General features: G+C 67.8%; 22 protein-coding genes. 14 read left to right on the forward strand and 8 right to left on the reverse strand.

Features of this window, described 5'->3' with window-relative positions:
- Window position 1: 1 nt before the first annotated feature.
- Entirely contained in the window at window positions 2–1,147 is a 1,146-nt protein-coding gene (locus tag NIBR502771_RS13100; RefSeq protein ID WP_141160133.1) for a D-alanine--D-alanine ligase family protein, read from the forward strand.
- Window positions 1,148–1,191: 44 nt separating this feature from the next.
- Here NIBR502771_RS13100 and NIBR502771_RS13105 read toward each other — a convergent pair whose 3' ends face one another.
- Window positions 1,192–1,695 (reverse strand): DUF3515 domain-containing protein, encoded by a 504-nt coding sequence (locus NIBR502771_RS13105; RefSeq protein WP_141160134.1) that lies wholly within the window; start codon window positions 1,693–1,695, stop codon window positions 1,192–1,194.
- A 69-nt stretch (window positions 1,696–1,764) separates the two neighbouring features.
- Between NIBR502771_RS13105 and thiL the strand changes: the two genes are divergently transcribed.
- From thiL to rsmD, 4 genes are read left to right on the forward strand one after another with little or no spacing between them, the layout of a single operon-like run.
- The gene (thiL, locus tag NIBR502771_RS13110) at window positions 1,765–2,811 is read left to right on the forward strand and encodes a thiamine-phosphate kinase (RefSeq protein ID WP_141160135.1); all 1,047 of its coding nucleotides are present in this window, start codon (window positions 1,765–1,767) and stop codon (window positions 2,809–2,811) included.
- Window positions 2,812–2,833: 22 nt separating this feature from the next.
- Window positions 2,834–3,820, forward strand: a complete 987-nt coding sequence (locus NIBR502771_RS13115; protein ID WP_141161548.1) for a DAK2 domain-containing protein — start codon at window positions 2,834–2,836, stop codon at window positions 3,818–3,820.
- The gene (locus NIBR502771_RS13120) at window positions 3,810–6,080 is read left to right on the forward strand and encodes an ATP-dependent DNA helicase RecG (RefSeq protein ID WP_141160136.1); all 2,271 of its coding nucleotides are present in this window, start codon (window positions 3,810–3,812) and stop codon (window positions 6,078–6,080) included. Before NIBR502771_RS13115 ends, NIBR502771_RS13120 begins: the two co-directional genes overlap by 11 nt.
- Before the next feature lie 39 nt (window positions 6,081–6,119).
- Window positions 6,120–6,734, forward strand: a complete 615-nt coding sequence (rsmD, locus tag NIBR502771_RS13125) for a 16S rRNA (guanine(966)-N(2))-methyltransferase RsmD (RefSeq protein WP_141160137.1) — start codon at window positions 6,120–6,122, stop codon at window positions 6,732–6,734.
- A 10-nt stretch (window positions 6,735–6,744) separates the two neighbouring features.
- On the opposite strand, the gene NIBR502771_RS13130 is transcribed toward rsmD, so the two are convergent.
- Together NIBR502771_RS13130 and NIBR502771_RS13135 are read right to left on the reverse strand one after the other, a co-directional pair.
- Window positions 6,745–7,527, reverse strand: a complete 783-nt coding sequence (locus tag NIBR502771_RS13130; RefSeq protein WP_210411217.1) for a spermidine synthase — start codon at window positions 7,525–7,527, stop codon at window positions 6,745–6,747.
- Window positions 7,527–8,756 carry an aminotransferase class I/II-fold pyridoxal phosphate-dependent enzyme gene (locus NIBR502771_RS13135; protein ID WP_210411218.1) on the reverse strand — a complete coding sequence of 410 codons (1,230 nt, stop codon included), beginning with the start codon at window positions 8,754–8,756 and terminating at the stop codon, window positions 7,527–7,529. Before NIBR502771_RS13135 ends, NIBR502771_RS13130 begins: the two co-directional genes overlap by 1 nt.
- 43 nt (window positions 8,757–8,799) lie before the next feature.
- On the opposite strand from NIBR502771_RS13135, the gene coaD reads away from it, so the two are divergent.
- The 5 genes from coaD to mutM all read left to right on the forward strand — a co-directional run bounded on the left by coaD (window position 8,800) and on the right by mutM (window position 11,909).
- On the forward strand, window positions 8,800–9,300 hold the full coding sequence (coaD, locus tag NIBR502771_RS13140) for a pantetheine-phosphate adenylyltransferase (protein WP_141160139.1): 501 nt from the start codon (window positions 8,800–8,802) through the stop codon (window positions 9,298–9,300).
- Between the two features lie 122 nt (window positions 9,301–9,422).
- Window positions 9,423–9,947 (forward strand): DUF177 domain-containing protein, encoded by a 525-nt coding sequence (locus NIBR502771_RS13145; protein ID WP_141161550.1) that lies wholly within the window; start codon window positions 9,423–9,425, stop codon window positions 9,945–9,947.
- Between the two features lie 36 nt (window positions 9,948–9,983).
- Window positions 9,984–10,187, forward strand: coding sequence for a 50S ribosomal protein L32 (gene rpmF, locus NIBR502771_RS13150; RefSeq protein ID WP_009356569.1), 204 nt, complete (start codon window positions 9,984–9,986; stop codon window positions 10,185–10,187).
- A 21-nt stretch (window positions 10,188–10,208) separates the two neighbouring features.
- Window positions 10,209–10,937, forward strand: a complete 729-nt coding sequence (gene rnc, locus NIBR502771_RS13155; RefSeq protein ID WP_141160140.1) for a ribonuclease III — start codon at window positions 10,209–10,211, stop codon at window positions 10,935–10,937.
- Between the two features lie 6 nt (window positions 10,938–10,943).
- Window positions 10,944–11,909, forward strand: a complete 966-nt coding sequence (gene mutM, locus NIBR502771_RS13160) for a bifunctional DNA-formamidopyrimidine glycosylase/DNA-(apurinic or apyrimidinic site) lyase (protein WP_141160141.1) — start codon at window positions 10,944–10,946, stop codon at window positions 11,907–11,909.
- A gap of 24 nt (window positions 11,910–11,933) precedes the next feature.
- On the opposite strand, the gene NIBR502771_RS13165 is transcribed toward mutM, so the two are convergent.
- The 3 genes from NIBR502771_RS13165 to NIBR502771_RS13175 are packed head-to-tail and all read right to left on the reverse strand — an operon-like array spanning window position 11,934 to window position 16,578.
- A complete protein-coding gene (locus NIBR502771_RS13165; RefSeq protein ID WP_141160142.1) occupies window positions 11,934–12,905 on the reverse strand; it encodes an NAD(P)-dependent oxidoreductase in 972 nt (323 codons plus the stop codon).
- Window positions 12,902–15,562 carry an alpha/beta fold hydrolase gene (locus tag NIBR502771_RS13170; protein ID WP_141160143.1) on the reverse strand — a complete coding sequence of 887 codons (2,661 nt, stop codon included), beginning with the start codon at window positions 15,560–15,562 and terminating at the stop codon, window positions 12,902–12,904. Before NIBR502771_RS13170 ends, NIBR502771_RS13165 begins: the two co-directional genes overlap by 4 nt.
- Entirely contained in the window at window positions 15,556–16,578 is a 1,023-nt protein-coding gene (locus NIBR502771_RS13175; RefSeq protein WP_246839664.1) for a 3-oxoacyl-ACP synthase III, read from the reverse strand. Before NIBR502771_RS13175 ends, NIBR502771_RS13170 begins: the two co-directional genes overlap by 7 nt.
- A gap of 229 nt (window positions 16,579–16,807) precedes the next feature.
- Between NIBR502771_RS13175 and smc the strand changes: the two genes are divergently transcribed.
- Window positions 16,808–20,395: a chromosome segregation protein SMC gene (gene smc / locus NIBR502771_RS13180; protein ID WP_141160144.1), complete on the forward strand. Its 3,588-nt coding sequence runs from the start codon at window positions 16,808–16,810 to the stop codon at window positions 20,393–20,395.
- A gap of 115 nt (window positions 20,396–20,510) precedes the next feature.
- On the forward strand, window positions 20,511–21,716 hold the full coding sequence (ftsY, locus tag NIBR502771_RS13185; protein ID WP_141160145.1) for a signal recognition particle-docking protein FtsY: 1,206 nt from the start codon (window positions 20,511–20,513) through the stop codon (window positions 21,714–21,716).
- Between the two features lie 74 nt (window positions 21,717–21,790).
- Here the strand turns inward: ftsY and NIBR502771_RS13190 are convergent, their stop codons facing one another.
- Entirely contained in the window at window positions 21,791–23,032 is a 1,242-nt protein-coding gene (locus NIBR502771_RS13190; protein WP_141160146.1) for an MFS transporter, read from the reverse strand.
- Between the two features lie 226 nt (window positions 23,033–23,258).
- Here NIBR502771_RS13190 and NIBR502771_RS13195 point away from each other — a divergent pair, with 226 nt between their 5' ends.
- Both NIBR502771_RS13195 and NIBR502771_RS13200 read left to right on the forward strand, forming a co-directional pair.
- Window positions 23,259–24,620, forward strand: a complete 1,362-nt coding sequence (locus NIBR502771_RS13195; RefSeq protein WP_141160147.1) for an ammonium transporter — start codon at window positions 23,259–23,261, stop codon at window positions 24,618–24,620.
- Window positions 24,617–24,955 carry a P-II family nitrogen regulator gene (locus tag NIBR502771_RS13200; RefSeq protein ID WP_141160148.1) on the forward strand — a complete coding sequence of 113 codons (339 nt, stop codon included), beginning with the start codon at window positions 24,617–24,619 and terminating at the stop codon, window positions 24,953–24,955. Before NIBR502771_RS13195 ends, NIBR502771_RS13200 begins: the two co-directional genes overlap by 4 nt.
- 94 nt (window positions 24,956–25,049) lie before the next feature.
- Here NIBR502771_RS13200 and NIBR502771_RS13205 read toward each other — a convergent pair whose 3' ends face one another.
- Complete coding sequence (locus tag NIBR502771_RS13205; protein ID WP_141160149.1) at window positions 25,050–26,450, reverse strand: glucose-6-phosphate dehydrogenase; 1,401 nt, start codon at window positions 26,448–26,450, stop codon at window positions 25,050–25,052.
- Between the last annotated feature and the right edge of the window lie 2 nt (window positions 26,451–26,452).

Consider the following 26,452-nt stretch of genomic DNA (forward strand, 5'->3'; position numbering starts at 1 on the left):
CATGTCCCAAGACACACCCACCACGGGTCAAACAGCCACGAGGAAACCGCGCGTTGCCGTGCTCTTCGGCGGCCGGTCCAGCGAGCACGCCGTAAGCTGCGTCACCGCGGCAGGCGTGCTGGGTGCCATCAACAAGGACAAGTACGAGGTCATTCCCATCGGAATCGCCAAGACCGGCCAATGGGTCCTCGCCCCCGCCGAAACCGCCGAATGGTCCCTCGCGGCCTCGTCGCTTCCTGAAGTCGTTCCGTCCCCGGAAACGGTTACGTTGGCCGAGATCGGCGGGGAGCACCAGCTGATCGTGGCCTCGCCCAACCAGGTTCCGCAGGAACTGGGGGCCGTGGATGTGGTCTTCCCGCTGCTGCATGGCCCCTTTGGCGAGGACGGCACCATCCAGGGACTCCTCGAACTGTCCGACACCCGGTACGTCGGTGCCGGAGTGCTGGCGTCCGCCGTCGGCATGGACAAGCACTACATGAAGGTGGTCTTCGAAGCAGCCGGGCTGCACGTCGGGCCGTACGTGGCCGTGACGGACAGGCAGTGGCGCAAGGACCCCGAAGCTGTCCGGAAACAGGTGGACCGGCTGGGCTTCCCCGTCTTCGTCAAACCGGCCCGCGCTGGTTCCTCCATGGGAATCTCCAAAGTCGACTCCCTCGAGGAGCTGGATGCGGCCATCGAGGAAGCCCGGCGGCACGACCTGAAGCTGGTGATCGAAGCCGGCATCGTGGGACGCGAAATCGAGTGCGCGGTCCTGGAAGGCCGGGGTACTGACGCGCCGCGGACATCGATGCCCGGCGAAATCTCCGTGGCCGGAGGTACGCACGAGTTCTATGACTTCAATGCCAAGTACGTCGAGGACGATGCAGCATCCCTCAGCTGCCCGGCCGACATGCCCGCGGAGGCCATCGCCCGGGTGCGGGAGCTGGCCGCAGCCGCATTTGATGCCGTGGGTGCCGAAGGCCTCAGCCGCGTGGATTTCTTCTACACCCCGGACGGCGAGTTGATCATCAACGAGATCAACACCATGCCCGGCTTCACGCCCAAAAGCATGTACCCCCAGATGTGGGCAGCTTCAGGCCTTGGGTACGCCGACCTCATTGACGAACTGATCTACCTGGCCCTGCACCGCAACACCGGCCTCCGCTGATCCCCACCGGCACCCTAACCTCGCTTCGCTTCGGCCAGGGAACCCTACTGGCTCTTGGGCAGGTTCTGCAGATCCTCCTGGCCCACGCAGTTCCGCGTTGACGGAATTTTGCCGGCAGCGGCCGCCAGGTCCGCGAGCACTGTCGCGGAGCTGATCTTGTCCGGATCCATCACGATTTCCGTAGCCGGTTCCCTGCCATAGGTGGTCAGCGTCCATGCCGGATCGCCTTCCTTGATCACCCAGTCAACCCCGTTGACGGTGACGCACCGGTCGGTAGTCGGCCCCGGCACGTTGACGCCGCAGCGGAGGATGACCAGCGAAGGATCGCCCCAGGCCGCAGTGGCCTGGCTGTTGGTCTTCCGCAGCTTCGAATCGCCAATGGCATCGGGCAGGGCCACCATCATGGGCGCGCACGCCGGGTTGGCGGCGTCCTTTGCGGCGGTGACATCCACTGCGCCGGAGCAGGATGCCAGGGAAAGGGCGGCAATTGCACCAACCACCGCCATCCTGGCGGCGCGGGCGGACAGGGGCAACTGGGGATGGTGCATGGTTCCAGCCTATCGCCGCCGCCGTCCAAGTCCGGACAGAATGTCGGCCGGGCGCGGTAGCGTAGTGGCGTGCCTGAAGACCTTCGTAACCGCATAGACCACCAGCCCACCGTGGCCGGGCTTTCCGAAGCCGATCTGCTGGCCCGGATCTTTCCGCGCCTCAGGACGGAGGCCGGATACACTGCAAGCACGCTGCTTGGGCCGGGGGACGACGCCGCCATTGTCGCGGCACCGGACGGGCGAACCGTCATCAGCATCGACACCCAGGTCCAGGACCAGGATTTCCGGCTCCTGTGGCCCAGCGGCTACCGCACCACCGGGTTCGACGTCGGCTGGAAGGCAGCAGCGCAAAACCTCAGCGACATCAATGCCATGGGCGCCCGGGCCACCTCGATGGTGGTCAGCCTCACGCTCCCCGTAAACACCCCGGTCGCCTGGGTAGAGGACCTGGCGGACGGACTGGCAGCCGGAATCCGGGAACTCGGGGCAGTCCACTGTTCCGTGGCGGGCGGCGACCTCGGCCGCGGCCGGGAAATTTCCGTGACCGCCGCTGTCCTTGGAACCCTCGACGGCGCCCGGCCGGTGCTCCGTTCCGGTGCCCGGCCGGGGGACATCCTGGCGCTCGCGGGAACGGTGGGCCATGCGGCAGCAGGCCTTGCCCTCCTCGAGTCGGGAATCGGGGTGGATACCCTGACGCCCGCGGAGCATGCCTTCGTCGACCTGCAGTGCCGCCCGCGGCCGCCGTTGGAAGCAGGCCCTGCAGCCCGGGAGGCAGGGGCCACAGCCATGCTGGATGTATCGGACGGACTCCTGCGCGACGGAAAGCGGCTCGCCGCCGCGAGCGGTGTCGCCGTTGCCCTCGACCCGGCACGCCTGGCCCGGTTGGCGGAACTCCTGGGACCCGCTGCGGCGCGGCTGGGAGCGGATGCGGCGCCATGGGTGCTCGGCGGGGGTGAGGACCACGGGCTGCTGGCCACATTCCCTGCCGATGTTCAGCTGCCACCCGGATTCACTGCGATAGGCTCGATACATGCACTCGGCACCGACGAAGGCCCGGGTGTCCTGATAGCTGGCCGGGCCGCGGACACCGGGGGATGGGATCACTTTGCACACTAAGGTTGCCGCCAACGCGCTGGCCATGAAGAGGTGGCTGGGCAAGGCTGAAACTGCGCTGGGAAACCACAGCGACCGGCTCAACGCCATCAATATCTTTCCGGTGGCTGACGGTGATACCGGCACAAACCTCTACCTCACGGTCCGCGCTGCGGCGCGTTCGCTGGTGCTGGACCCTGGCCAGCCTGCCCCGGTGGACGTCGGGGAAGTCCTCTCGATGGCCGGCCAGGCTGCCATGGAGGAGGCGCGGGGAAATTCCGGGACCTTGTTCTCGGTGTTCCTCTGTGCGGCAGCTGAGCCGCTGGCCGGCCATACCCGGTTGACGTCCACCCTGCTCTCGGCGGCCCTGAACCGTGCGCAGATCCGGGCGTGGTCTGCCCTCAGCGATCCCGTTCCCGGGACCATGCTTTCCGTCATGGAAGCGGCGGCACGTGCGGCCGCCGCCGTGGACGCCGGCCAGGACGGTGACGACAGCAACCATGCCCTGGGCCTTGCCCTTGACTCGGCGGTGGAGGGGGCGTTGGCCGCCGTGATCCACACCGAAGAACAGCTCGATGCGCTCCAGTCTGCCCACGTGGTGGATGCAGGCGGCGTGGGAATGCTGCTGATCCTTGACTGCCTCCGCTCCGCCGTCATGGGGGAGGAGCTGCAGGGGGAGCTTCTCGATGGCCTCCACGGCTACGATGTTTCTGATCCCCACATCCATACGTCCTTGCCTGCCGACGACGGCGTGGAAGTCATGTGCACCATCAGCCTGTCGCCATTGAATGCCGCCACCCTGCGGCAGCGTCTCGACGAAATCGGCGAGTCAGTGATCATGAGCCAGGTGGGCAACGGGCCGGACGCCGATGGCAACTACCGGTGGCGGGTGCACGTGCACGTGCCGGACGCCGCCCCGGCGGTGGGGATTATCCGGTCCCTGGGCGAACCTTCCCAGATCAGCATTAGCGAACTGGCCCTGCCGCGGGACCCGGGTGCGGACGCGGTGAACACCGGCGGGCATGAGCGCTGAACTGGAACTTGCCCTGGAGCGGCGGATCGGGAAGCGCTCAGCGGCGGTCATTGAGAAACACCTCGGCATCACCACCGTAGAGGGCCTCCTGAACTATTACCCCCGCCGCTACATGAGCCGCGGGGAGTTGACCCCCATCGCAGAGCTTCCGCTCGATGAGGACGTGACCCTGATAGCCAGGGTCCTCTCCAGCAGCACCCGGCAGATGCAGGCGCGGCGCGGGACCATCACCGACGTCATCGTCTCAGACGACGACGGGAAGCAGGGCCTGCGGCTGGTTGGCGGGCGGGATTACACCGGCAAGGTTCCGGGCACCCTGAAAATCAGCTTCTTCAACGGGTTCAAGGCGAAGAACGAGCTCCTGCAGGGCCGCCGTGCCTTGTTTTCGGGCCGGGTCACCAGTTTCAAGGGAAAGCTGGGCCTTACCAACCCCGACTTCCAGCTCCTGGACGAAGATCCGTTCAGCGACGCCGGAAAAGACCCTGGGAAACTTGCCGCCATGCCAATACCGGTCTATCCGGCCACGGCCAAACTGCCCAGCTGGAAGATCCAGAAGGTGATCGCCACGCTGCTCGAAACTTCCGACCTTGGTTCGCTGCCGGACCCGGTTCCCCCGGAGGTCGCCGCGAGGGAAGGCTTCCTGCCCGTCGCAGACGCCTACCGCCTCATCCACGTTCCCGAAACCGCCGGCGACTGGAAGCGTGCCCGCGACCGTTTCCGTTACCAGGAAGCACTGGTGCTGCAGTCAGCGCTGGCTCGGCGCCGGGCCCAGCTTGCCGCGGAGGAAGCCACCGCCCGGCGTCCTGTCAATGACGGAATCCTGGCCGCATTCGACCACGCGCTGCCGTTCACGCTCACGGCCGGCCAGGCCTCCGTCGGCAAGACCCTGGCCGCGGAACTGGCGCAGGACACGCCCATGAACCGGCTGTTGCAGGGTGAAGTGGGTTCCGGGAAAACCGTCGTGGCGTTGCGTGCCATGCTCCAGGTGGTGGACGCAGGCGGCCAGGCCGCGCTCCTTGCCCCCACCGAAGTACTCGCCGCCCAGCACTTCGACTCCATCCGGCGAACCCTCGGTCCGCTTTCCAGCGACGGACTCCTGGGCGGCCTGGCCGCCGGCGACGGGCCTTCCGTCCAGGTCACGCTGCTCACCGGGTCCATGCCTACGGCGGCACGGAAGCAGGCAATGCTCGACGCCGCCTCCGGGACCGCAGGAATCATCATCGGCACCCACGCACTGCTCAGCGACAACGTCTCCTTCTATGACCTCGGCTTGATCGTGGTGGACGAACAGCACCGCTTTGGCGTGGAACAGCGCGATGCCCTGCGGGCCAAAGCCCGCAAACCGCCGCACCTGCTCGTCATGACCGCCACGCCCATTCCCCGCACGGTAGCGATGACCGTGTTTGGCGACCTTGAGACCTCCACCCTCGACGAACTGCCCAAGGGCCGGGCACCGATCACCACCCACCTCGTGGGCCTTGCGGAAAATCCCGGCTGGGTGGCACGGATCTGGGCACGTGCCCGGGAAGAGATCGACGCCGGCCACCAGGTGTACGTGGTCTGTCCCAAGATCGGAACGGACGACGACGGCGACTTCAGCCCCGGCGAGGCCGCACCTTCCGGCATGGACACAGAGGAGACGCGGGAGCTCGCGTCCGTCACCGCCGTCGTGGACCATCTCCAGGGCGAGCCCTCGCTGGCAGGGGTGCCGCTGGCTCCCCTGCACGGACGCCAGGACCCCGACTTGAAGACGGAGACCATGGCCGGGTTCACCGCCAACCGCATCAAGCTGCTCGTCTCCACCACCGTGATCGAAGTGGGGGTCGACGTGCACAACGCCACGCTGATGGTCATCCTGGACGCTGACAGGTTCGGAATCTCCCAGCTCCACCAGCTTCGCGGCCGCGTGGGCCGCGGCGGCCTGCCAGGAACGTGCCTGTTGGTAACCGCCCTTGAACCCGGCCACCCCAGCAGGCGGCGGCTGGACGCGGTCGCTGCCACGACGGACGGGTTCGTCCTCTCGCAGGAGGACCTCAAGCTGCGGCGCGAGGGCGATATCCTTGGTGCTTCCCAGTCCGGCGGCCGGTCCACGCTGAAGCTGCTCCGGGTCCTTGAACATGAAGACGTGATAGCCCGGGCCAGGGACGACGCACAGGCAATCGTTGGCGGGGACCCGCTGCTGTCCGGCCACCCCGAGCTCGCCGGGGCCATCGAGAAGTATCTCAACCCCGAGAAGGAGGCGTTCCTTGAACGCGGTTAGCAACGACGTGGCCGGCGCGGCCGAACTGCGGTGGGTGCGGTGACGCGCATCATCGCCGGCGCGGCCGGCGGCACGCCGCTGGCGGCGGTCCCGGGATCGTTGACCAGGCCCACGACGGACCGGGTCAAGGAAGCGCTGTTTTCCCGCCTGGACGCCTTTGACGTGCTTGCCGGCGCCCGGGTACTGGATCTCTACGCCGGTTCCGGTGCCCTGGGGGTGGAAAGCGGCAGCCGGGGTGCACGGTCGGTGGACCTCGTCGAGTCGGACGCCAAAGCCAGTGCCGTGTGCCAGCGCAACGCGGACCTCATCAACGGGGTGCTGGGCACTAAGACCGTGACGGTTCACCGTTCCAAGGTGGAGCCGTTCCTTGACCGCGCTGCGGCGGCGGCCGCCTGGGACGTCGTGTTCCTGGACCCGCCGTATCCGCTGGAGGACGGCACGCTCGCCGCCGTGCTGCAGAAGCTCGCCGGCCATTTGGGGTCCGGAGCCGTGGTGGTGGTGGAACGCTCCTCACGCTCCCCGGAACCAGGGTGGCCGGAAGGGATGACGCGTTTCGCCGAAAAGAAATACGGGGAAACCAGGCTGTGGTTCGCGGAGCCGTCGGTGCCCGATGCCATTTCCGCTGACGACCTGCCGGACGTGGCAGAGGGATAGGGCCTTGGGCCTAAGCCGAGAAGGGGTCCAGGTCCACTCCGGACAGGACCCGGGCAGGGTGGGGGCCGCGGGCGGCCAGCTCTGTTGTCCACAAGTCCGGCCAGGGGTCCTGCGTTCCTGCCAGGATGACGTTTCCCGGATACCGTCCGTCGAACATTCCGGCTTCCCCGAACGCCGCAACATCGGCCATGGCAGCGCGCATGGCGGCCACCTGGCTCCTGACAAGCGTGAGCGCCGGTTCGTCCCCGACATTGACGATCAGGAGCCCGCCCGGGCTTAATCGGTCCCTGGCTTCACGGTAGAAACCGTCCGTGGCGATGTGGGCCGGCGCCTCCGGTCCGGAGAAGATGTCCAGGATCACGACGTCGAACGCCAGGCCCGGGTCCAGCGCACCGAGCGCTTCGCGGGCGTCGCCGATGATGGTGGTCAGGTTTGTTCCTTCGGGCATGGGAAGGTGCCGCAGGACGAAGTCCAGCAGTTCGCGCTCCAGCTCAACTGCATACTGCACTGAGCCCGGACGGGTCGCCTGGATGTACCGCGCCAGCGTCAACGCGCCCGCTCCCAGGTGGAGCGCCGTGATTGGTTGTCCGGGCGGCGCAGCAAGATCCACGAGGTGTCCGATCCGGCGCAGGTATTCGTAGAAGATGTCTTCCGGCCGGTCAAGGTTGACGTGCGACTGTTCGGCTCCGCCGATGCTGAGCACGTAGCCGCCGTCGGTAAAGGCATCAGGCTCGATGGTGGCATGCTGGCCGGTGGTGCGCAGGAAACGGCTGGCGGCCCCGCGGGTGGGCATCAGAGCCTGCCGCGCAGGGTTGCCAACCGCGCGGCGGCCTCCTCCAGGACATTGGTCTTCTTGCAGAAGGCAAAGCGGAGCAGGCTGCGCGTCCGCTCGGCGCCTTCCGGATGGCAGAAGACCGGAACGGGAATGGCTGCGACCCCCACCAGTACCGGCAGCCGCCGGGCGAGGTCCAGGGCATCGGTGATGCCCAGCGGTGCGGTGTCCACGTTGACGAAGTAGGTGCCCTGCGGGGTGAAGACGTCCAAGCCGGCGGCCCGGAGCCCGGCGCTGAGAATGTCCCGTTTCTGCTCCAAGGCAGAAGCGATGCCCGTATAGAAATCATCGGGGAGGGCCAAACCCTTTGCGATCGCTGCCTGGAACGGCGTACCCGAACTGTAGGTCAGGAACTGCTTTACCGTGCGGACGGCGGCCACCAGTTCCTCCGGCCCGCTGAGCCAGCCGATCTTCCAGCCGGTGAGGGAAAAAGTCTTGCCGGCAGAGGAGATGGTGATGGTCCGCCCGGCAGCGCCCGGAAGGGTGGCCACCGGCGTGTGGCCCACGCCGAAGGTGAGGTGCTCATACACTTCATCGGTGATGATGATGCTGCCGTACCGGCCTGCAAGGTCCACCACCCGCTGCAGGACCGCGGGTGGAAACACAGCGCCGGTGGGATTGTGCGGGTTGTTCAGCAGCACCACCTTGGTCCGCTCGCTGAAGGCCGCCTCCAATGCCGCCACGTCCGGCATGAAGTCCGGGGCAGCCAGGGGAACGGTGGTGTGGGTGGCCCCGGAAAGCCCGATGACCGCACCGTAGGAGTCGTAGAACGGCTCGAACGTCAGGACCTCATCGCCCGGTCCTGCAAAAGCCAGCAGGGCAGCGGCAATGCCTTCAGTGGCCCCGGTGGTGATGATGACTTCCGTTGCCGGATCCGGAGCCAGGCCGTAGAAGCGCTCCTGGTGCGCGGCTACCGCCTCGCGGAGTTCGGGGAGGCCCTTGCCCGGCGCGTACTGGTTGGCGCCGGACGCTATGGCCGCCCGGGCCGCCTCCCTGATTTCAACCGGCCCGTCCTCATCGGGGAAGCCTTGTCCCAGGTTGATGGCGCCCGTCCTGACGGCCAGGGTTGTCATCTCTTCGAAGATGGTCACTCCCAGTCCGCCGTCCGCGGCCAGGAGGTTTGCCCCGAGCGCGGTGCGCTGCCAGGGAGCAGGTGCCAGGGGTGTGGAAAGTTCCCGTGCTGGATGCATCCAGTCATGGTATCCCGGGCTTTCCATGCGGTAGGTTCGGAGCATGAGACGCGCTGTGTGCCCCGGATCCTTCGACCCCATCCACAACGGCCATCTCGAAGTCATTGCCCGGGCTGCCGGCCTGTTTGATGAGGTCATTGTGGCCATTTCCACCAACTATGCGAAGAAGTACATGTTCACCCTGGAGGAGCGGCTGGACATGGCGCGCGAGACGTTGGCTTCGCTCAAGGGCATCGTGGTGGAGCCTGTCGGCGCGGGACTCCTCGCGGAATACTGCCGCCACCGGGGGGTGTCCGCCATCGTCAAAGGGCTCCGGTCGTCGTCGGACTTTGACTACGAGCTCCCCATGGCCACCATGAACCGGCAGTTGAGCGGCGTGGAAACAGTCTTCCTCCCGGCCGAGGCCAGCTACCTGCATTTGTCCTCCACCCTGATCAAGGAGGTGGCGTCCCTGGGCGGAAGCGTCTCGGACTACGTTCCCCGGTCAGTGCACCGGCGCATCGTTGCCGGCGAGCCTTCGCCGGATCAGCAGCCGAGGCGGTAGGCTGGATCGGTACTTCGGCGCTGCCCGCTGCCGGTTTGAGTCACCATGGCTCTTCAGGCTAAGATGGTACGTCGGTCATATGTTCAACAGGAGTTCTCATTAACAGAGATGCTGGTTCGCCCCTGGCGTTCGACGTCAAGGACCTCGGGCGCAGCCCGGGAAGCATGCGGACACTGACGGAACATGTACCCGCACCGGGTGATCTTGGTGTGGCGCTCATTGGTGTTCAGGAAGGCTCGGATGTCGAGCTCGACCTGAGGCTGGAGGCCGTACACGAAGGAATTCTGGTATCAGGAACTGTCCTCGCCGAAGTAACCGGCGAGTGCGGCCGATGCCTGGATCCCCTTGCGTATGACCTTGAGGTCAATGTGCAAGAACTTTTCTTCTACGAGGGCACTGAGCTCTCGGACGGAGAAGAAGATGAAGAGCAACGTCGAGTCGAGCACGATGTAATCGATCTTGAACCGGTGTTGCGGGACGCGGTTGTCACCAATCTGCCGTTCCAGCCGGTGTGCCGGGAAGACTGCCAGGGCCTTTGCTCCGAATGCGGAGTTCGCCTGGAAGACGAGCCGGGGCACCACCACGAGGTCCTGGATCCTCGCTGGGCTGCCCTAGCTGATATGGCTAAGCCTGACCGGCAAAATTGATTTGTACGTGTTTGTCTAGAGAGAAATGAGTTAGCCGTGGCTGTTCCCAAGCGGAAAATGTCTCGCTCGAATACCCGCGCCCGCCGCTCGCAGTGGAAGGCGACCGCCCCCCACCTGGTGAAGACCGTTGAGAACGGCCAGGTCACCTACAGCCTGCCGCACCAGGCAAAGGTCGTTACCGACTCTGCTGGCACTGCGCTGTTCCTTGAGTACAAGGGCCGCAAGGTCGCTGACGTCTAATCGGCCCCAACAGGCTGACTGATGTCTTCAACTGAAGAGCTTCTGAAGCGTCTCGGTGTCATTATTGACGCCGGGACGCTTCGTCTTGCGCTTACCCACCGCTCGTACGCATACGAGAACGGCGGCATCCCCACCAACGAGCGGCTCGAATTCCTGGGCGACTCCATCCTGGGGTTCTCCGTGACCGACGCCCTGTACCGGGACAACCCGGACCTGCCCGAAGGCGAACTCGCCAAGCGCCGGTCCGCCGTCGTCAGTACCCGGGCCCTGGCCGGCATCGGCCGTAGCCTGGGCATCGGCGAGTACATCTACCTGGGCCAGGGCGAGAAGCTCACCCAAGGGAAAAACAAGGCGTCCATCCTCGCGGACACCATGGAGGCCCTGATCGGGGCCACCTATGTCTCCAACGACATCGAGACCGCGCGCCAACTCGTCATGCGGCTGATCGGACCGTTGCTGAAGGACGCCGCTGTCCTGGGCGCCGGCACCGACTGGAAGACCAGCATCCAGGAACTCGCGGCCAGCCGGCAGCTTGGCAGCATCCACTACGCGGTGGACGGGACCGGCCCGGATCACGCCCGCACCTTCACCGCTGTTTTGAACATCGGCGGAAACGCCTACGGCAAGGGTTCCGGGCATTCCAAGAAGGAAGCGGAGCAGGAAGCGGCCGCGGACGCCTGGCGGGTGCTGTCCGGCGCCGAAACCCGGAATGCCGCCGGCACTTCGGCTGGTTCCGTCACCGCCAAGTAGCGTCCCGTGCCTGAACTGCCCGAGGTCGAAGTGGTGCGCCGCGGCCTGGTGAACTGGGTCCGTGGCAGGACCATCAGCGCTGTTGACGTCCTTGATGCCCGCTCCATCCGCCGCCATGCCCTGGGCGCGGGGGATTTTATCGGCAACCTCCAGGGCGCAACCGTCACCGACGTCGTGCGCCGCGGCAAATTCCTGTGGATGCCGCTGACGGACGGGCCCGCTGCACCGGAAAACCCTGAAACCGCACCGCTGCCGGACGTTGCACTGATGGCTCACCTGGGGATGAGCGGCCAGCTCTTGATGCAGGATCCGGACGTCCCCGACGAAAAGCACCTCAAGGTCAGGCTTCGCCTCAGTCCCCGCGACGGCATGCCGGCCCAGTTGCGGTTCGTTGACCAGCGGATCTTCGGGGGCCTCTTCGTCACCGCCTTGGTACCCACCGACGACGGCGGCCCCGGCGGCCTCGCCGAGTCCCCCCTTCCGCTCATCGCCGCGGAAGCCGCCCATATTGCGCGGGACCCCCTGGACCCTGCCTTTTCGTTCGACCTCTTCTACCAGCGCCTGCGCAAGCGCAAGACGGGCCTGAAACGGGCGTTGCTGGACCAGGGGCTGGTGTCCGGCATTGGCAACATCTACGCTGACGAAGCCCTCTGGCGTGCCCGCCTGCACTTTGCCAGGCCCACCGACACCCTTCGCAGGAACGAGGCCCAACACGTCCTGGACAGTGCCCGCGAGGTCATGCTCGATGCCCTGGCCGCCGGCGGGACCAGCTTCGACTCCCTGTACGTCAACGTCAACGGCGCTTCAGGCTACTTTGACCGGTCCCTGAACGCCTACGGCCGCCAGGGTGAGCCGTGCAGGCGGTGCGCCGCAGCGGGGATCAGTTCCACCATCCGCCGGGACCAGTTCATGAACCGTTCCTCCCATACCTGCCCGGTGTGCCAGCCGCGGCCCCGCAACGGCCGCTGGTAGTCCCACCATCCACCTGGCTGGGTGTCAGCGGGACCCGTAGTACTCCGCGAGCCGTACCAGGCCATCGTCAATCGAGACAGCCGGCGTCCAGGCAAGAAGCTCATGGGTCTCCCGCTGGTCGAACCAATGGGCGGTGGACAGCTGTTCGGCAAGGAACCTGGTCATCGGGGGCTCGTCCTGTTTGCCGAGCCGGAGCCAAGCCCTTTCCACTGCCGATCCCGCGATCCGGGCAAGCTTCCCCGGCACTGACCATGACGGCGCAGCGACGCCGCCGGCAGCGCAGATGCCGGCGATGAGTTCGCCCACCGGCCGGGGCTCGCCGTTGGTCACCACCAGGGCCCTGCCGTGGATGTAGCTGATGCGGTCCAGGGCAGCAACGATCGCTGCCGCCGCGTTGTCCACGTAGGTGGTGTCGATCAGCGCGGCGCCCGCATCCAGCAGCGGCAGCCGCTTCCGGGCGGCCCGGGTCAGGACCCGTTCCACCAGTTGGGTGTCGCCCGGCCCCCAGACGACGTGCGGCCGCACGGCGGCAACCCGGAAGTCCGGGGCGTCGGCGGCCAGGGCCAGCAGTTCAGCCTGCGCCTTGGTGCGCGAATAGTCGCCGTGGGCATGCACCGGGTCGGCCGGCTCCGCGCCAAGACCTGCAATGGCGGCGCCCGAGTTGGCCACCGAAGGCGAAGAAACGAAGACCACGTCCCGGACCCCGGCATCGCGCGCCGCCAGGAGCAGGCGCCGCGTTCCCTCTACATTCACTTGGTCAAACTCTTCGGCGCGGCCAGTGAAGGAGACTTTCGCGGCAAGGTGGATGACTGCGTCCGCGCCCCGGACTGCCTCCGCGACTGCTGCATCATCGGTGAGGGAACCGCACCGGTCCGCCGCGCCGTCGACCCCCGAGGGACGCCGCTGGAAGGTAGTGACCTCGTGGCCCTTGCGTACCAGCTGGCCCGCCACCTGCCGCCCCAGCAGGCCGCTCGCACCCGTAACCAGTACCCTCATGGCTTCCCCGGGCGGCCGCCGGCCAGGACGGATGATGCCCAGCGCGCCAACCGCGACCTGTCGATCTTCGCGTTGTGGCGGATGTCGGTGGGCTGCGCAGGGACAACCAGGACTGCAGCCACGGAGACGCCTGCGGCACGTGCGGCACGGCGTACCTGTGCCGCGAGTCCAGCGGCGGCCGGCCCCGCCTTACGCGCCGGCGGCATGGTTTCGACGACGGCGGCAATGGCCTGGGTGCCGGCCGGCCCCACCCCGACAACCGCTGCCATGCTGACGCAGTCCAGGCTTTCGATGGCCTGTTCGGCCCCTACCGGCGTGACCACTGCGCCGGGCGCCGTGATGATGTGTGCCAGGCGCCCCTCCACCCAGAGGCGGCCGTCGGCGTCGAAATGGCCCACATCGCCGGTGCGGTGCCAGCCGGCCGGGCCCGCGCTCAATTGGTCAGTCAGCCAAAGCCGGTCATAGCCGCCCTTGACGTGCGGCGCGCTGACCAGGATTTCCCCGGTGACACCCGCTTCCGTCACCGGTTCTGTCGCCGGGGCGGTACCGTCCGCCGCCAGCGGGATCAGGGCTATGCGGGCGCCCTGGACCGGACGGCCAACGCAGACGCCGTTTCCGGCCCCCGTCATCGTCCCGGAACCCGCGGCGGCCGCGGCGGCCTTGATCTGTTCAAGGCTGATATCGGTGACGGGGAGGGCCTCGGTCATGCCGTAGGGGGTATGCAGCGAGGCGGCCGGCAGCAGGCGCTGCACCTCGTCCAGGAGCGGTTCGGGAACGGGAGCGCCGGCGGAGAGCAGCAGGTGGACCCGCTTGAGCGCCGCAGCGCCCTCCTGGGTGAGCCCGGCCTGGGTCGCAACGACGTTGCGCAGGGCCGCGGGGGAGGCGAAGACCACCGTGGCGTCAATGGCCGCTGCAGCAGCAGCGAGGGCGTGCGCGGTCAGGGTGCGGGGGGCGGTGACATCCATGGCCGGCGTCACGGACACGGTTCCCAGCGCAGGTCCCAGCAGCGCGAAGGGTGCGAAGCCGGCCACCAGCTTGTCGCCGGGCTCGATCCCGAAGGTTCCGGCAACCGTGTCCCGCATGGCGGCAAGCTGCCCGTGGGTGTATTGGACGCCCTTGGCGGGCCCGGTGGAGCCGGACGTGAAAAGCACGGCGGCGGGGGAGTCCGCCGCCGGGCTGAAGGCGGGAGCGGCACCGCCTTGCCCCGGGCTGGTCCTGGCCAGGGCGGCGAGCGAGGTCTCCACGCCGAGCACCCGGCGCTGCACGGCCGGCAGGTCCCTTACGCTGATACGCCGGGCCGCCCAGCCCAGTACCCGGGCAGCGGCAAGGGCCTTGTCGATCCCGATCAGGACATCGGGCGTCGCTCCCTTGACCGCCCGGCTCAGCCCCCTGGTGCCCAGGCCGGCGTCGGCCACGACCACCACGGCGCCCAGCCGAAGGCAGGCATACAGTGCGACGGTCAGGTCCACGCCGGGGGGAACCATCAGGCTTACCCTGGTGCCGGGCCCGACACCCTCCCCCTGCAGCCCCGCGGCAACGCGCCCCACGTTTTCCTCAAGCTGCCGCCAGGTGAGCGAACGTGCCTCCGTGCCGTCCGGGGCCATTTCGACGACGGCCCCCGCCCCAGCGGATGGTCCGGCGGCGAGCTCCCCCAGGAGACCCCACAGGGGCGTGAAGCCATCGCCGGCTCGCATGGAGCCATTATCAGCAGGACTGTCCCCGCCCTGCGTGACGCGGCCGGCCAGCCAGTCGAAGACGGGAGTGGCAATGTCCCGGTCCTCTGCCACCAGGTGTCCCGCGCCCTCGTAGCGGTGCACGTCGGCATGCGGAAGGCGGGCGAGCAGGTCCTTCAGGTAGCGGTCGGAGAAGATCGGATCGCGCGGGCCCCAGAGCATCAGGGCCGGCACATTAAGGCGGCGCAGGCCTTCCGCCACGCCGTTGAGGGCAGCGAAGCTCGGGTGCGAGCCGTCGACGGGTATGTCAGCGACGAAGTTGCCCACCCCTGCGCGGCGTGCGGCGCCGCGGTACGGGGCCATGAAGGCACTCCGCACGTCAGCGGGCAGCGGTGGGCGTGCCAGCGAATGCGTCACCCGCAGGAAAGCGTCGGAGGTGGTGGTTCCCCACCGGTGCACTGCCGGGTGCAGGGCAAGGCGCAGTGCCGGCGGAAGGGGGGAGCCGGCAGGCTGGTGCACGGCGGTGTTGGTCAGGACCACGCCGGCCAGTTGGTCGCTATGGGCAAGCGCCCAGCCGAGGCTGGCCACCCCGCCCCAGTCGTGGCCCACGGTGACCACCGGGCCGGCCAGGGACAGGGCCTCGGTCAGGTCGCCCAGGTCGTTGATCCGGTCCGCCAGGCGCCGGAAGGTACCCGTCCGTTCGGAAAACCCCATGTCCAACTGGTCCACGGCCACCACGCGCCACGGATGCTCAGGGTCGGACCCGGCAGCCAGCAGGCTCCGCCACAGATAGGACCATGTGGGGTTGCCGTGCACGCACAGCAGCGTTCCCAGCGGAGCCAGGCCGCGGCGGGACAGTTCGGCCCCGTTGTCCAGGAGGTGCCAGCGCCGCACCGTCCCGGGTGCGTCAACGCTTGACGTGGAGGGGACATCGATCTCGCGGGACCACTCGGCGTTGACGCCCGGCCAGGCCGCGATCACCAAACGATTTCCAGCATTGCGGTGTTCAGTCCGGAGCCGACGCCCATGCACAAGACCCGGTCGCCGCTTCCCAGCGACTGCGCCTCGGCGGCAAGCGTCATGGGCAGCGAGGCCGGCCCAACGTTGCCCCAGTGCGGGAATGTGATGGGCACCTTGTCCGGGTCCAGGTCGATGGCATCGATGATCGCGTGGGTGTAGGCGTTGCTGACCTGGTGGGTGACATAGCGGTCCATGGCGGCCCAGTCCCATTCGGGCTGGGCTTCCTGCCATGCGTCGACTACCAGCTGCAGGCCGCCGTCGAGCAGCCCTTTCGTGTCGGTGTTCATCCCGTCGATGCCGCCCACGCACAACTCGTGGTGCTCGGTGCCGGCACGCATCACCCCGCCCACTACGCGGTGCGCGCCCGGGTGCTCGTCGGCAGGGCCCAGGACTGCCGCGGCAGCGCCTGATCCCAGGGTCAGCGTCGCGAACTCCCGGTTGAAGTCATCCCGCGTTGTTTCGGGCCGCTGCAGGCGGGCCAGGGTTGCTTCCTGGGTCAGCTGGGCGTCCTCGCCGTTGACAATGACGGCGTACCTGATCTGGCCGGAGTCGATCATGTTGGCAGCCAGGGTCAGGGCGTTGACGAATCCCAGGCAGGCGTTGGCAAGGTCAAAGTTCATGGCCGACGACGGCAGGCTGAGGCTGTGGTGGATCTTGACCGCCACGGAGGGCTCCAGGTTGCGCCGTGTCACCGACGTGTTGATCAGCAGGCCTACGTCGGACGCTTCGATGCCGGCCTCGGCCAGGGCTTTGGCGCCGGCTTCCACGGCAGCATCGTCGAACGATGTTCCGGCAGCCCACCAGCGCCGGTGCGTGATTCCCGCCACCCGCTCCAGGAGCCGCGGCGGAAACTTCAGGCGCTGCAGGGTCGATGCCAGCCGGCGGTCAAAGTCCGTGGAGCTCACAATCCTGGGCGCTTCGACGCTGCTGACCGAAAGCAGCGCGGTGTTGCTGTGGCGGAAGGTTGCATTACCTGCCAATTCAAGCCCCTCTTCGTTTTCGTCCCGCATTCCTGCGGTGACTGTACCCACATCTATGCAGGCTCAAGAGCTTAACTATGCCTTTGTACCGCCGGATCATGCATATCCACTCCTCGTGCCCCGGCCGGTTCCCGGGTGCTGCTGCGGGGAATTGCCGGTCCTGCGCAGTAGATTGTAGTGAGCCGGTTCCAGCAAAGTGCCCTACCCGCTCCAGGAGACCAGAAAAGCCTTGCACCTCAAAAGCCTCACCGTCCGGGGGTTCAAGTCGTTTGCGTCTGCCACCACCTTCGACTTCGAACCCGGCGTCACCGCCGTCGTGGGTCCCAATGGATCCGGCAAGTCCAACGTGGTGGACGCCCTGGCCTGGGTCATGGGCGAACAGGGGGCCAAGACGCTGCGCGGCGGCAAGATGGAGGACGTCATCTTTGCCGGGACGTCCGGGCGGCCGCCGCTGGGCCGCGCCCACGTCTCGCTGACCATCGACAACACTGACGGCGCACTCCCCATCGAGTACAGCGAAGTGACCATTTCCCGGACACTGTTCCGGACGGGCGGCTCCGAATATGCCATTAACGGCGCCGGTTGCCGGCTGCTGGACATCCAGGAACTGCTTTCGGACTCGGGGCTGGGCCGGGAAATGCACGTCATCGTGGGCCAGGGCCAGCTGGACCGCGTCCTGCACGCCACTCCCGAGGACCGCCGCGGCTTCATCGAGGAGGCGGCGGGAATCCTCAAGCACCGGCGGCGCAAGGAACGCACCGTCCGGAAGCTGGAGGCCATGCAGGCCAACCTGCAGCGCCTGACCGACCTCACCGGGGAGATCCGCCGGCAGCTCACCCCCCTGGGGAAGCAGGCGGAGGTTGCCCGCCGCGCCCAGCGGGTCCAGTTCGACGTCCGGGATGCCCGCGCCCGCCTGCTGGCCGATGACCTGGTCCAGCTGCAGCAGGCCCTGGCGCAGGATGTGGCGGACGAGGCCGAACTCAAGGCGCGCCGGACCGCCGTCGAGCAGGAACTCGACGCGGGGCGCAGGCAGCAGGCGGCGCTGGAGCAGCTGGCAGCCGAGGCCACGCCACGGCTCAATGCCGCCCGGGACACCTGGTACCGGCTCTCCACCGCGCGTGAACGGCTGCGGTCGCTGGGCTCGTTGGCCGGCGAACGGAGCCGCCTGCTCGGCTCCGACGAGGCTGCGCCGACGTCCGGCCGGGACCCGGAACAGCTGGAGCGCCAGGCGGCAAGGGTCCGGCAGGAGCTGTCCGAACTCGAACAGGACATCCAGGACAGGCGGGGCGCCCTTGACATGGCCAGTGCCGCGAAGGCGGAAGCGGAGCGGGCCGCCCATGCCGAGGACCAGCGGCTGACCGCGCAGCTCCGCGCCGCTGCCGACCGGCGGGAGGGCCTGGCGCGGCTTGCCGGCCAGGTTGCGGCGGCCAGGTCCCGGGTGGAGTCCGCGCAGGCGGAACTGGGACGGCTGCGCGAATCCCTCGCGGCCGGAACGGAACGACGGGCCCGCGCCCAGGCGGAGTTCACGGCGCTGGAGAACCAGGTGGCCGGTGTGGAGGAGGGGGAGGAATCCCTCGACGCCGATTACGAAGCCGCCAGCGATGTCCTGGACGCCGTCCTCCAGGAGATCGCAGACCTCAAAGCCGCCGTCAACGAAGGCATGCGCAAGCGCGACGCCCTCGCCGCGCGCCTCGACGCCCTGAAGCTGGGCCTTGACCGCAAGGACGGCGCCAGGCACGTGCTGCAGTCCGGGCTTCCCGGAGTCCAGGAAAGCCTCGCCGCCGGGATCACGATCCAGGCCGGGTTCGAGCCGGCCATCGCCGCTGCCCTGGGGGAGGCGTCCGAAGCCGTGCTCGTCCGGGACAGGGACGCGGCAGGAGCCGTGCTGAAGCGGCTCAAGGACGACGACGCCGGGCGGGCGTCGCTGCTCCTTGCCACGGCTGCGGCACTCCAGGCGGAAGGCGCGGAGGACCTGGCACTGCCCGACGGGGCGCAATGGGCGGCTGATCTCGTGGACGGACCTGCGGAGCACGTTGCCCTGGTCCGGCACCTGCTGTCCCGGACCGCCGTCGTCACCGGCATCGACGCTGCGGCCGCCCTGGTCGCATCTTCTCCGGCCCTGACGGCTGTCACCCGGGAAGGGGACGTGTTCACCGCCGTCTCCGCCACCGGCGGCTCTGCCAAGGCGCCGTCCCTCCTTGAGGTCCAGGCGGCAGTGGACGACGCCGACCGCGGACTGTCGGCGGTCACCGCGGACCTTGAACGGCACAGGTTCGCCCTGGCCGCCGCAGAGGCCCGGCGCAAGGGGGCGCAGGAGGAAGCGGACGCTGCCCTGGACAAGCTGCACGAATCCGATGCCCGCCTCGCCGCCGTGGCCGAACGGCTGGGCCACCTGAACTCTGTCCTGCGCAGCGCCGTGGGCGAGAGCGAACGGCTGGCGGCATCCCTGTCCAGGGCCGAAGCCAACGTCGCGGCGGAGGAAGAGGCGCTCGCCGCCGTCGCCGCCCGGTTGGCCGCGGCGCAGGAAGCACCGGTGGAAGAGGAACCCTCCACCGGGCAGCGCGACGCCCTGGCCCGCGCAGCCACTGCCGCCCGCGCAGCCGAAGTGGAGGCGCGGTTGTCCCTGCGCAGCGCCGAAGAGCAACTGGCGGCCACCCGCAACAGGGTGGCATCCCTGGAACGTGCAGCCGCCACCGAACGCCGGGCCCGCGAGGAAGCGGCGGAGCGGGCCCGGCGCCGCCGCATCCAGGCCCGGCGCGCAGCGGCCGTATCCGCCGGAGTGGAACTGGCACTCGGCTACGTGGACGTCTCGGTCGACCTGGCCCGGCACGAACGGGACCTCGCCGAGGAGAACCGGGAGCTGCGCGACCGCGGCCTGCGGGACATCCGGGAAGCGAACGAGGCCCTGTCCCGGGAACTGGCCCAGCTCACCGACACCGTGCACCGCGACGAACTGGCCCGGACCCAGCATCGCGCCCGGATCGAGGCAGTGGAAACCCGCTCCGTGGACGAGCTCGGCATCACCCCCGAAGCGCTCGTCAGCGAGTTCGGGCCGCAGGTGCCGGTGCCCGTTCCCGCGGAGGAATCCGAAGACAAGTGGGCTGCCCTCCGCGCCCCCGTTGATGCGGACGGGGAGGAAATCAGGGAAGGCAAGCCGTTTGTCCGGCAGGAGCAGGAGAAGCGGCTGCGGAAAGCCGAACGTGACCTGGCAAGCCTGGGCAAGGTCAACCCTTTGGCACTCGAGGAATTCGCGGCCCTGGAGGAGCGTCACCAGTTCCTGAGCACCCAGCTCGAGGACCTGAAGGCCAGCCGGCGCGACCTGCTGGACATCATCAAGGAAGTGGACGACAGGGTCCAGCGGGTCTTCACCGAAGCGTTCGAGGACACCCAGGCCCAGTTCATCCGGGTATTCGAACGGCTTTTCCCGGGCGGCGAAGGCCGCCTGGTGCTGACCGACCCCACGGACATGCTCACCACGGGCATCGAGGTGGAGGCCCGGCCTGCGGGCAAGAAGATCAAGCGCCTGTCCCTGCTCTCCGGCGGCGAACGTTCCCTGACCGCGGTGGCGCTGCTGGTGGCCATCTTCAAGGCCCGTCCTTCGCCGTTCTACGTCATGGACGAGGTGGAGGCGGCACTGGATGACACCAACCTGGGCCGGCTCATCACCATCTTCGAAGAACTCCGGGAATCCAGCCAGCTCATCGTCATCACACACCAGAAGCGGACCATGGAAGTGGCAGACGCGCTGTACGGCGTCACCATGAGGGGCGACGGCGTCTCCACCGTCATCAGCCAGCGGCTCGGGGCCGAGGTATAGCCCCTGCACCTGCTGTTGGCGGTGCCATCCAGCAGCCGGCGGCCTGGGCAAAGGGGCAGGTCAGTTGCTTGCCGGCCGCCGGAACCGGGCAGGGCGTTTGTGAGAAGCTAGGGGAGTGAATGACATCCTTCCCATTGTCCTGTCCATCCTTGCTGCGCTGGTGGTCATCGGCGGCCTGATTCCGGTCCTGCTCAAGACACGCAGGAACATCACCCGCTACCCGGGCACCAGGGATGCCAACGACCCCGAAACCCGCTCCGGCGGAAGCACGGCGGTGGCGGACCGCGAAGGAACAATCGGGGCCCGGGCGCCGGAGGGCGCGGACCTTGAGGGGCTGGACACCACCACCGTTCCGGACAATGCGGCCGGCCTGGAAACCATTCCCGTCGAAACCCCGCTGCCCGTCGCCGGCCGCCTGGCGCGCCTGCGGGAACGGCTGGCCCGCTCCAACAACGTCATGGGCAAGGGCCTGCTGGCGCTGCTGTCCAGCGACCGGATCGACGAGAGCGTCTGGGATGAAGTCGAGGAGACCCTCCTGCTCGCGGACCTGGGAACCGAACCCACCATGCAGCTGGTTGATGCCCTGCGGGAGCGCGTCAAGGTCCTGGGCACCCGAACTCCGGAACACGTCAAGACCATGCTCCGGGAAGAACTCATCAAGCTTGTGGACCCCACGATGGACCGCAGCCTCAACGTCCAGCGGCACGCGGACAAGCCGGCCGTGATGATGGTGGTGGGCGTGAACGGCGTGGGCAAGACCACCACCGTGGGCAAGCTGGCCCGCGTGCTGGTCGCCGAGGACAAGGACGTCCTGCTCGGCGCCGCCGACACGTTCCGGGCCGCCGCCGCCGAGCAGCTGGCCACCTGGGGCCAGCGCGTGGGTGTCCCCACCGTGAAGTCCGACATCGACGGCGCCGACCCCGCCTCGGTTGCCTACGAGGCGGTCAAGGCCGGCATCGAGCAGGAAGTCGATGTGGTCATGATCGATACCGCCGGCCGCCTGCAGAACAAGGTGGGCCTCATGGACGAACTGGGCAAGGTCAAGCGCGTCGTGGAAAAGCTGGCCGAGGTGGACGAGGTCCTGCTGGTGCTCGATGCCACCACCGGCCAGAACGGCCTGAACCAGGCGCGGGTTTTCTCTGAGGTGGTCAACATCACCGGCATCGTCCTGACCAAGCTGGACGGAACCGCCAAGGGCGGCATCGTCGTGGCCATCCAGAAAACCCTCGGCGTGCCCGTCAAGCTCATTGGACTGGGCGAAGGTGCCGACGACCTTGCCCCCTTCGATACCGAAGGCTTCGTTGACGCCCTGCTGAACTGAGATGCTCGGACTGAGCTGTTGAATGGACGGCTGAACCGCACTGCTGCACGGGTTTGCCGGGCCCGCACCGCAGCCTAGGAGCCAGCCCTTCGCAGGGTCTCACGCGTGGGCACCCAGCCGGCGGCTGCCAGGAGCATGATCCCCCCGGTCACGCCGAAGGCCCAACCGAATCCCAGCCCGTCCGCGAGCATGCCCGCCACCAGCGGACCAACAATCGCCCCGACGTCGGACGTCATTTGGTACACGGCCAGCACCTTGCCGCCGGAGCGCGCGTTGCCAATGACGTCCGCGACGGCGGCCTGCTGGGCGGGACCGAAAAGCCCGGATCCGACGCCGGCGAGCGTCGAAGCCGCCAGGAACCAGGGCAGGTCAGAGGTGATGCCAATGGCTGCAGTGGACAGGGCCGCCACCAGCAGGCCGGAGATCATCATCGGCTTGCGTCCCACCGAGTCCGCCAGCCGCCCCGAGAACACCAGGGCAGCGGCGTTGCCGGCAGCGAACACCGCCAACGCCAGGCCGGCGGCCTGCGGACCCGCCCCGAAGGCGGCCGCGGCGAACAACGGCACCGTTGCCATCCGCACGCCGAACGTTGCCCAGCCGTTCGCGAAGCTGGACATGAGGGCGGACCGGTAGGTTCCGGCCGCCAGGGCCTCGCCAAACCGCATGTCAGGGGCACGGTGTTGTATCTCCCCGCCTCCCCGGCGCTGGTGGCTCAGCTGCGTCTGGACCACGAATGCGGCCACCAGCAGCGCGGCGGCGTAGGCAAGGAACGGGACCCGCAGGCCCAGCCCCGCCAGCAGGCCACCCACAATCGGGCCGCACACATTGCCGATCAGGAAGGCCGAGGCGTAGGCTCCCGACACCCTGCCCCGGCTCTGGGGCGGCGCCAGCCGGACCACCAGCGCCATTGATGCCACCGTGAACATCACGGATCCGGCCCCGCCGAGCCCGCGGAACAGCAGCAACTGCCAGTAGTCCTGCGCAAAGGCGCACGCCGCAGTGGACAACGCCACGATCAGCAGCCCGGCAACATAGATGGGCCGTTCGCCGCGCTTGCCGATCAGGGCACCGCCGGCAGGAGCAAAGGCCAGCCGCATGAAGGCGAAGATGGCCACAATCACCGCGGCTTCCGTGTTCCCCACTCCGAAGGTTGTTGCGAACTGCGGCAATACGGGCGCAACAAGCCCGAAGCCGAGGGCGATAAGGAACGCCGCGGCCAGCATCACCTTGATGTCGCGGGGGAGTTTCTCCCGCTGCGGCCTCAGCCGGGCCAAAAACCTCGAAGTGGCGCGGCTGGGGCGGGGTGGTGCCGTCATGGTGCGGGAGTCCTTGCTGGAACGGGAGCCGGATGGCTGCGCGGGTGCGGAAACATAACCGTAACAAGGCGGATATGCACCATTTACTTCCTAGAGGTTGATGTAACAGGCCGGCAATCTAAATCCTCCGCGGGCGAAACACGCCGCCGACAAACTCATTACAGGACGCAAAAAGGCGTTGGCAGGCGGAGTACTCCGCAAGATTCGATGAGAGAGGACGTGCACCATGGAACTTACCGCAGGTCACGTTTGGGTCATGGTAGCGGCAGCCCTGGTGCTGTTCATGACGCCCGGTCTGGCATTTTTCTACGGCGGCATGACCCGCGCCAAGGCAGCCCTGAACATGATGATGATGAGCTTCATCTCCATCGGCATGGTGGGCGTCGTCTGGGTGCTGTGGGGCGCCTCCATGAGCTCCGGGGAAGGGTTCATGGAAATCGTGGGCAACCCGTTCGCCACGTTCGGCCTTGAGGGAATCACCACCCCTGACGGCCTGATCAAGGTCGGCTACGCGGCCACCTTCGCCATCATCACCGTGGCACTGATCAGCGGCGCCATCGCCGACCGCGCCAAGTTCGGCGCGTGGTCGGTCTTCGTTCCCGTGTGGGTCACGCTGGTGTACTGCCCGCTTGCCTACATGGTGTGGGGCGGCGGCCTGTTCGGTCCCGAAGGCGCGATCGGCAAGGCCCTGGGCCCCGCCATCGACTTCGCCGGCGGCACCGTGGTCCACATCAACGCAGGTGTGGCGGCACTGATCCTGGTCCTGATCATCGGCAACCGCAAGGGCTTCGGCAAGGACCCCAACCACCGCCCGCACAACATTCCGTTCGTCATGCTCGGCGCGGCCATCCTGTGGTTCGGCTGGTTCGGCTTCAACGGCGGTGCGGCAACCACTGCCGAGCAGGGCGGCCTGATCTGGATCAACACCCTCGCAGCCCCGGCAGCAGCCATGCTCGGCTGGTTGGTGACCGAGCGCATCCGCGACGGACACCCCACCTCCCTCGGCGCCGCTTCCGGCGTCGTGGCAGGCCTTGTGGCCATCACCCCGGCCTGCGCCAACGTCAGCCCCGTCGGTGCCCTCGGCCTCGGCGTGGTCGCCGGTGTGGCCTCCGCCCTTGCCGTCGGCCTGAAGTTCCGCTGGGGCTTCGACGACTCCCTGGACGTCGTCGGCGTCCACCTTGTCTCGGGCATCATCGGCACCGTGTCCCTGGGCTTCATCGCACTGCCCACCGACGGTGCCGGCGGCGGCCTCTTCTACGGCGGCGGACTCACCCAGCTGTGGGCGCAGCTCGCGGCAGCCGGCATCGCCATCGCCTACTCAGCGGTCCTGACGGCCATCATTGCGCTGGCCATCCACAAGACCATGGGCTTCCGGGTCTCGCAGGAACAGGAAACGGTGGGTGTGGACCTCAGCCTGCACGCCGAAACCGCCTACGAGTTCGGCCTCAGCGGCCACGGCGGAAGCTTCCAGCCGCTGCACGACATGATCACCGGCAAGGGCCAGGGCGAGTCCCCCGAGGCGGTCCCGTCATCATCCGGTGCGCAAAAGGCACAGCCGGCAACAGGTAAGGAAAGCGTGGGGGCATGAAACTGATCACTGCAATCGTCAGGCCGGAAAAGCTCGATGCAATCCGGGAAGGGCTGGAAGCCTATGGGGTCCAGGGCCTGACCGTCAGCGCAGCCAGCGGCTACGGCCGGCAGCGCGGCTACACCGAGGTCTACCGCGGAGCGGAATACAACGTGGACCTCCTGCCCAAGATCCGGGTGGAAGTCCTGGCCACGGACGAGCAGGCCGATGACATCCTGGACGTGATCATTGCCAGTTCGAACACCGGCCGGGCCGGGGACGGCAAGGTCTGGACCATGGACGTCCATGAAGCGGTGCGGGTCCGGACCGGGGAACGCGGAGTGGCTGCCATCTAAGGCGCACACCACGGCCCCTCCGGGGACAACTGAAGACTGATGCAGGACGGGCGGGAACCGAAAAGTTCCCGCCCGTCCTGCCTGTCGTCGGGGCTCAGTCCTTCTGCCGGTTGGTGGGCCACGACGCCGGGCCGGCCGAGCCGGCGTCGTACTCCTCCAACGGGACGCTGTTCTGTTCCCACGCCCTAAGCACCGGCTCAACGATCCGCCAGCAGTCCTCTGCCGTGTCGCTCCGGACGGACAGCAGCGGGTCGCCGGCCAGGACACCCTCCAGCACTTCACCGTAGGGCAGGAGGTCCGAGGCGCTCAGTTCCGCTTCCAGGGTGACCCTGCCCAGGCTGAAGATGTTCCCGGGTCCGTTGACGTCGACGTCGAACTCCAGCGTGTCCGGACCAAAGCCGATCCGCAGCTGGTTGGGGGAGTCCACGCCGGTAAACCCCTTCGGGAGGTGGGGCACCGGGAGGAACGTGACCACCGCTTCCTTGCGCTTGTCCCCGAGGGCCTTGCCGGAGCGCAGGATGAAGGGAACGCCCCGCCAGCGCCAGTTGTCGATTCCCACCTCGATCTCGGCCAGTGTCTCAGTTCCCCGGCCGGCATCCACCCCGTCCTCCGCGGTGTAGTCGGGCACCTGCTTTCCCGCCACCGAACCCGCCGTGTAGCGGGCCCGCCGGGAATCAGTGACGGGATCCTTGACGCTGCCGGCGCGGAGGACGGCGGAGACCGCATCGCGAAGATCGCGCTCGCCGATGGTGGCCGGAGGCTCGATCGCCATGATGGCCATGACCTGCAGGAGGTGGCTCTGGATCATGTCGCGGAGGGCGCCGGCACCGTCGTAGTAGCGCGCACGGCCTTCCAGCGCCAGGTCTTCGTCAAAGAAGATCTCCACCTTTTCCACATGCTGCCGGTTCCACACGGGTTCCAGGAAGTTGTTGGCGAACCGCAGGCCCAGGATGTTCAGGACCGTGGCCTTGCCCAGGAAATGGTCCACCCGGTGGATGTGGTCCTCCGGTACCAGGCGGCCAAGGGTCCGGTTCAGCGAGCGGGCCGACTCCTCACTGGAACCGAACGGCTTCTCCATGACCAGCCGGGTGCCTTCCGGAACCTCTTCCGGCTGGAGTGTCTCGCAGGCCAGCTGGCTGATACGCGGCGGAAGGGCAAAGTAGACCGCCACCGGCCCTTGCAGCCCGGCGAGCAGGGCTGCGAGGGCGCCCTTCTCCGTCACGTCCACCTGGTGGTAGGCCGTTTCCTTCCGCATCGACTCCAGGGCTTCCTTGCCGGCATCACCTGCCGCGCCGGCAGCAGCGGCGAAGGATGACTCCACCCGCCCGCGCCACTGTTCCGGCGTCCACGGATCCGAGCCGGCGCCCACCAGGTCCAAGCCTTCCGCACGGCCGGCCGCAACAAGGCGGGCCAGGCCCGGCAGGAGGAGCCTGCCGGTGAGGTCGCCCGAGGCGCCGAGGATGAGCAAGGTCTTCACAGTCGTTTGGCTCGTCATTT

The organism is Pseudarthrobacter sp. NIBRBAC000502771, from assembly GCF_006517215.1.
GTDB lineage: Bacteria > Actinomycetota > Actinomycetes > Actinomycetales > Micrococcaceae > Arthrobacter > Arthrobacter niigatensis.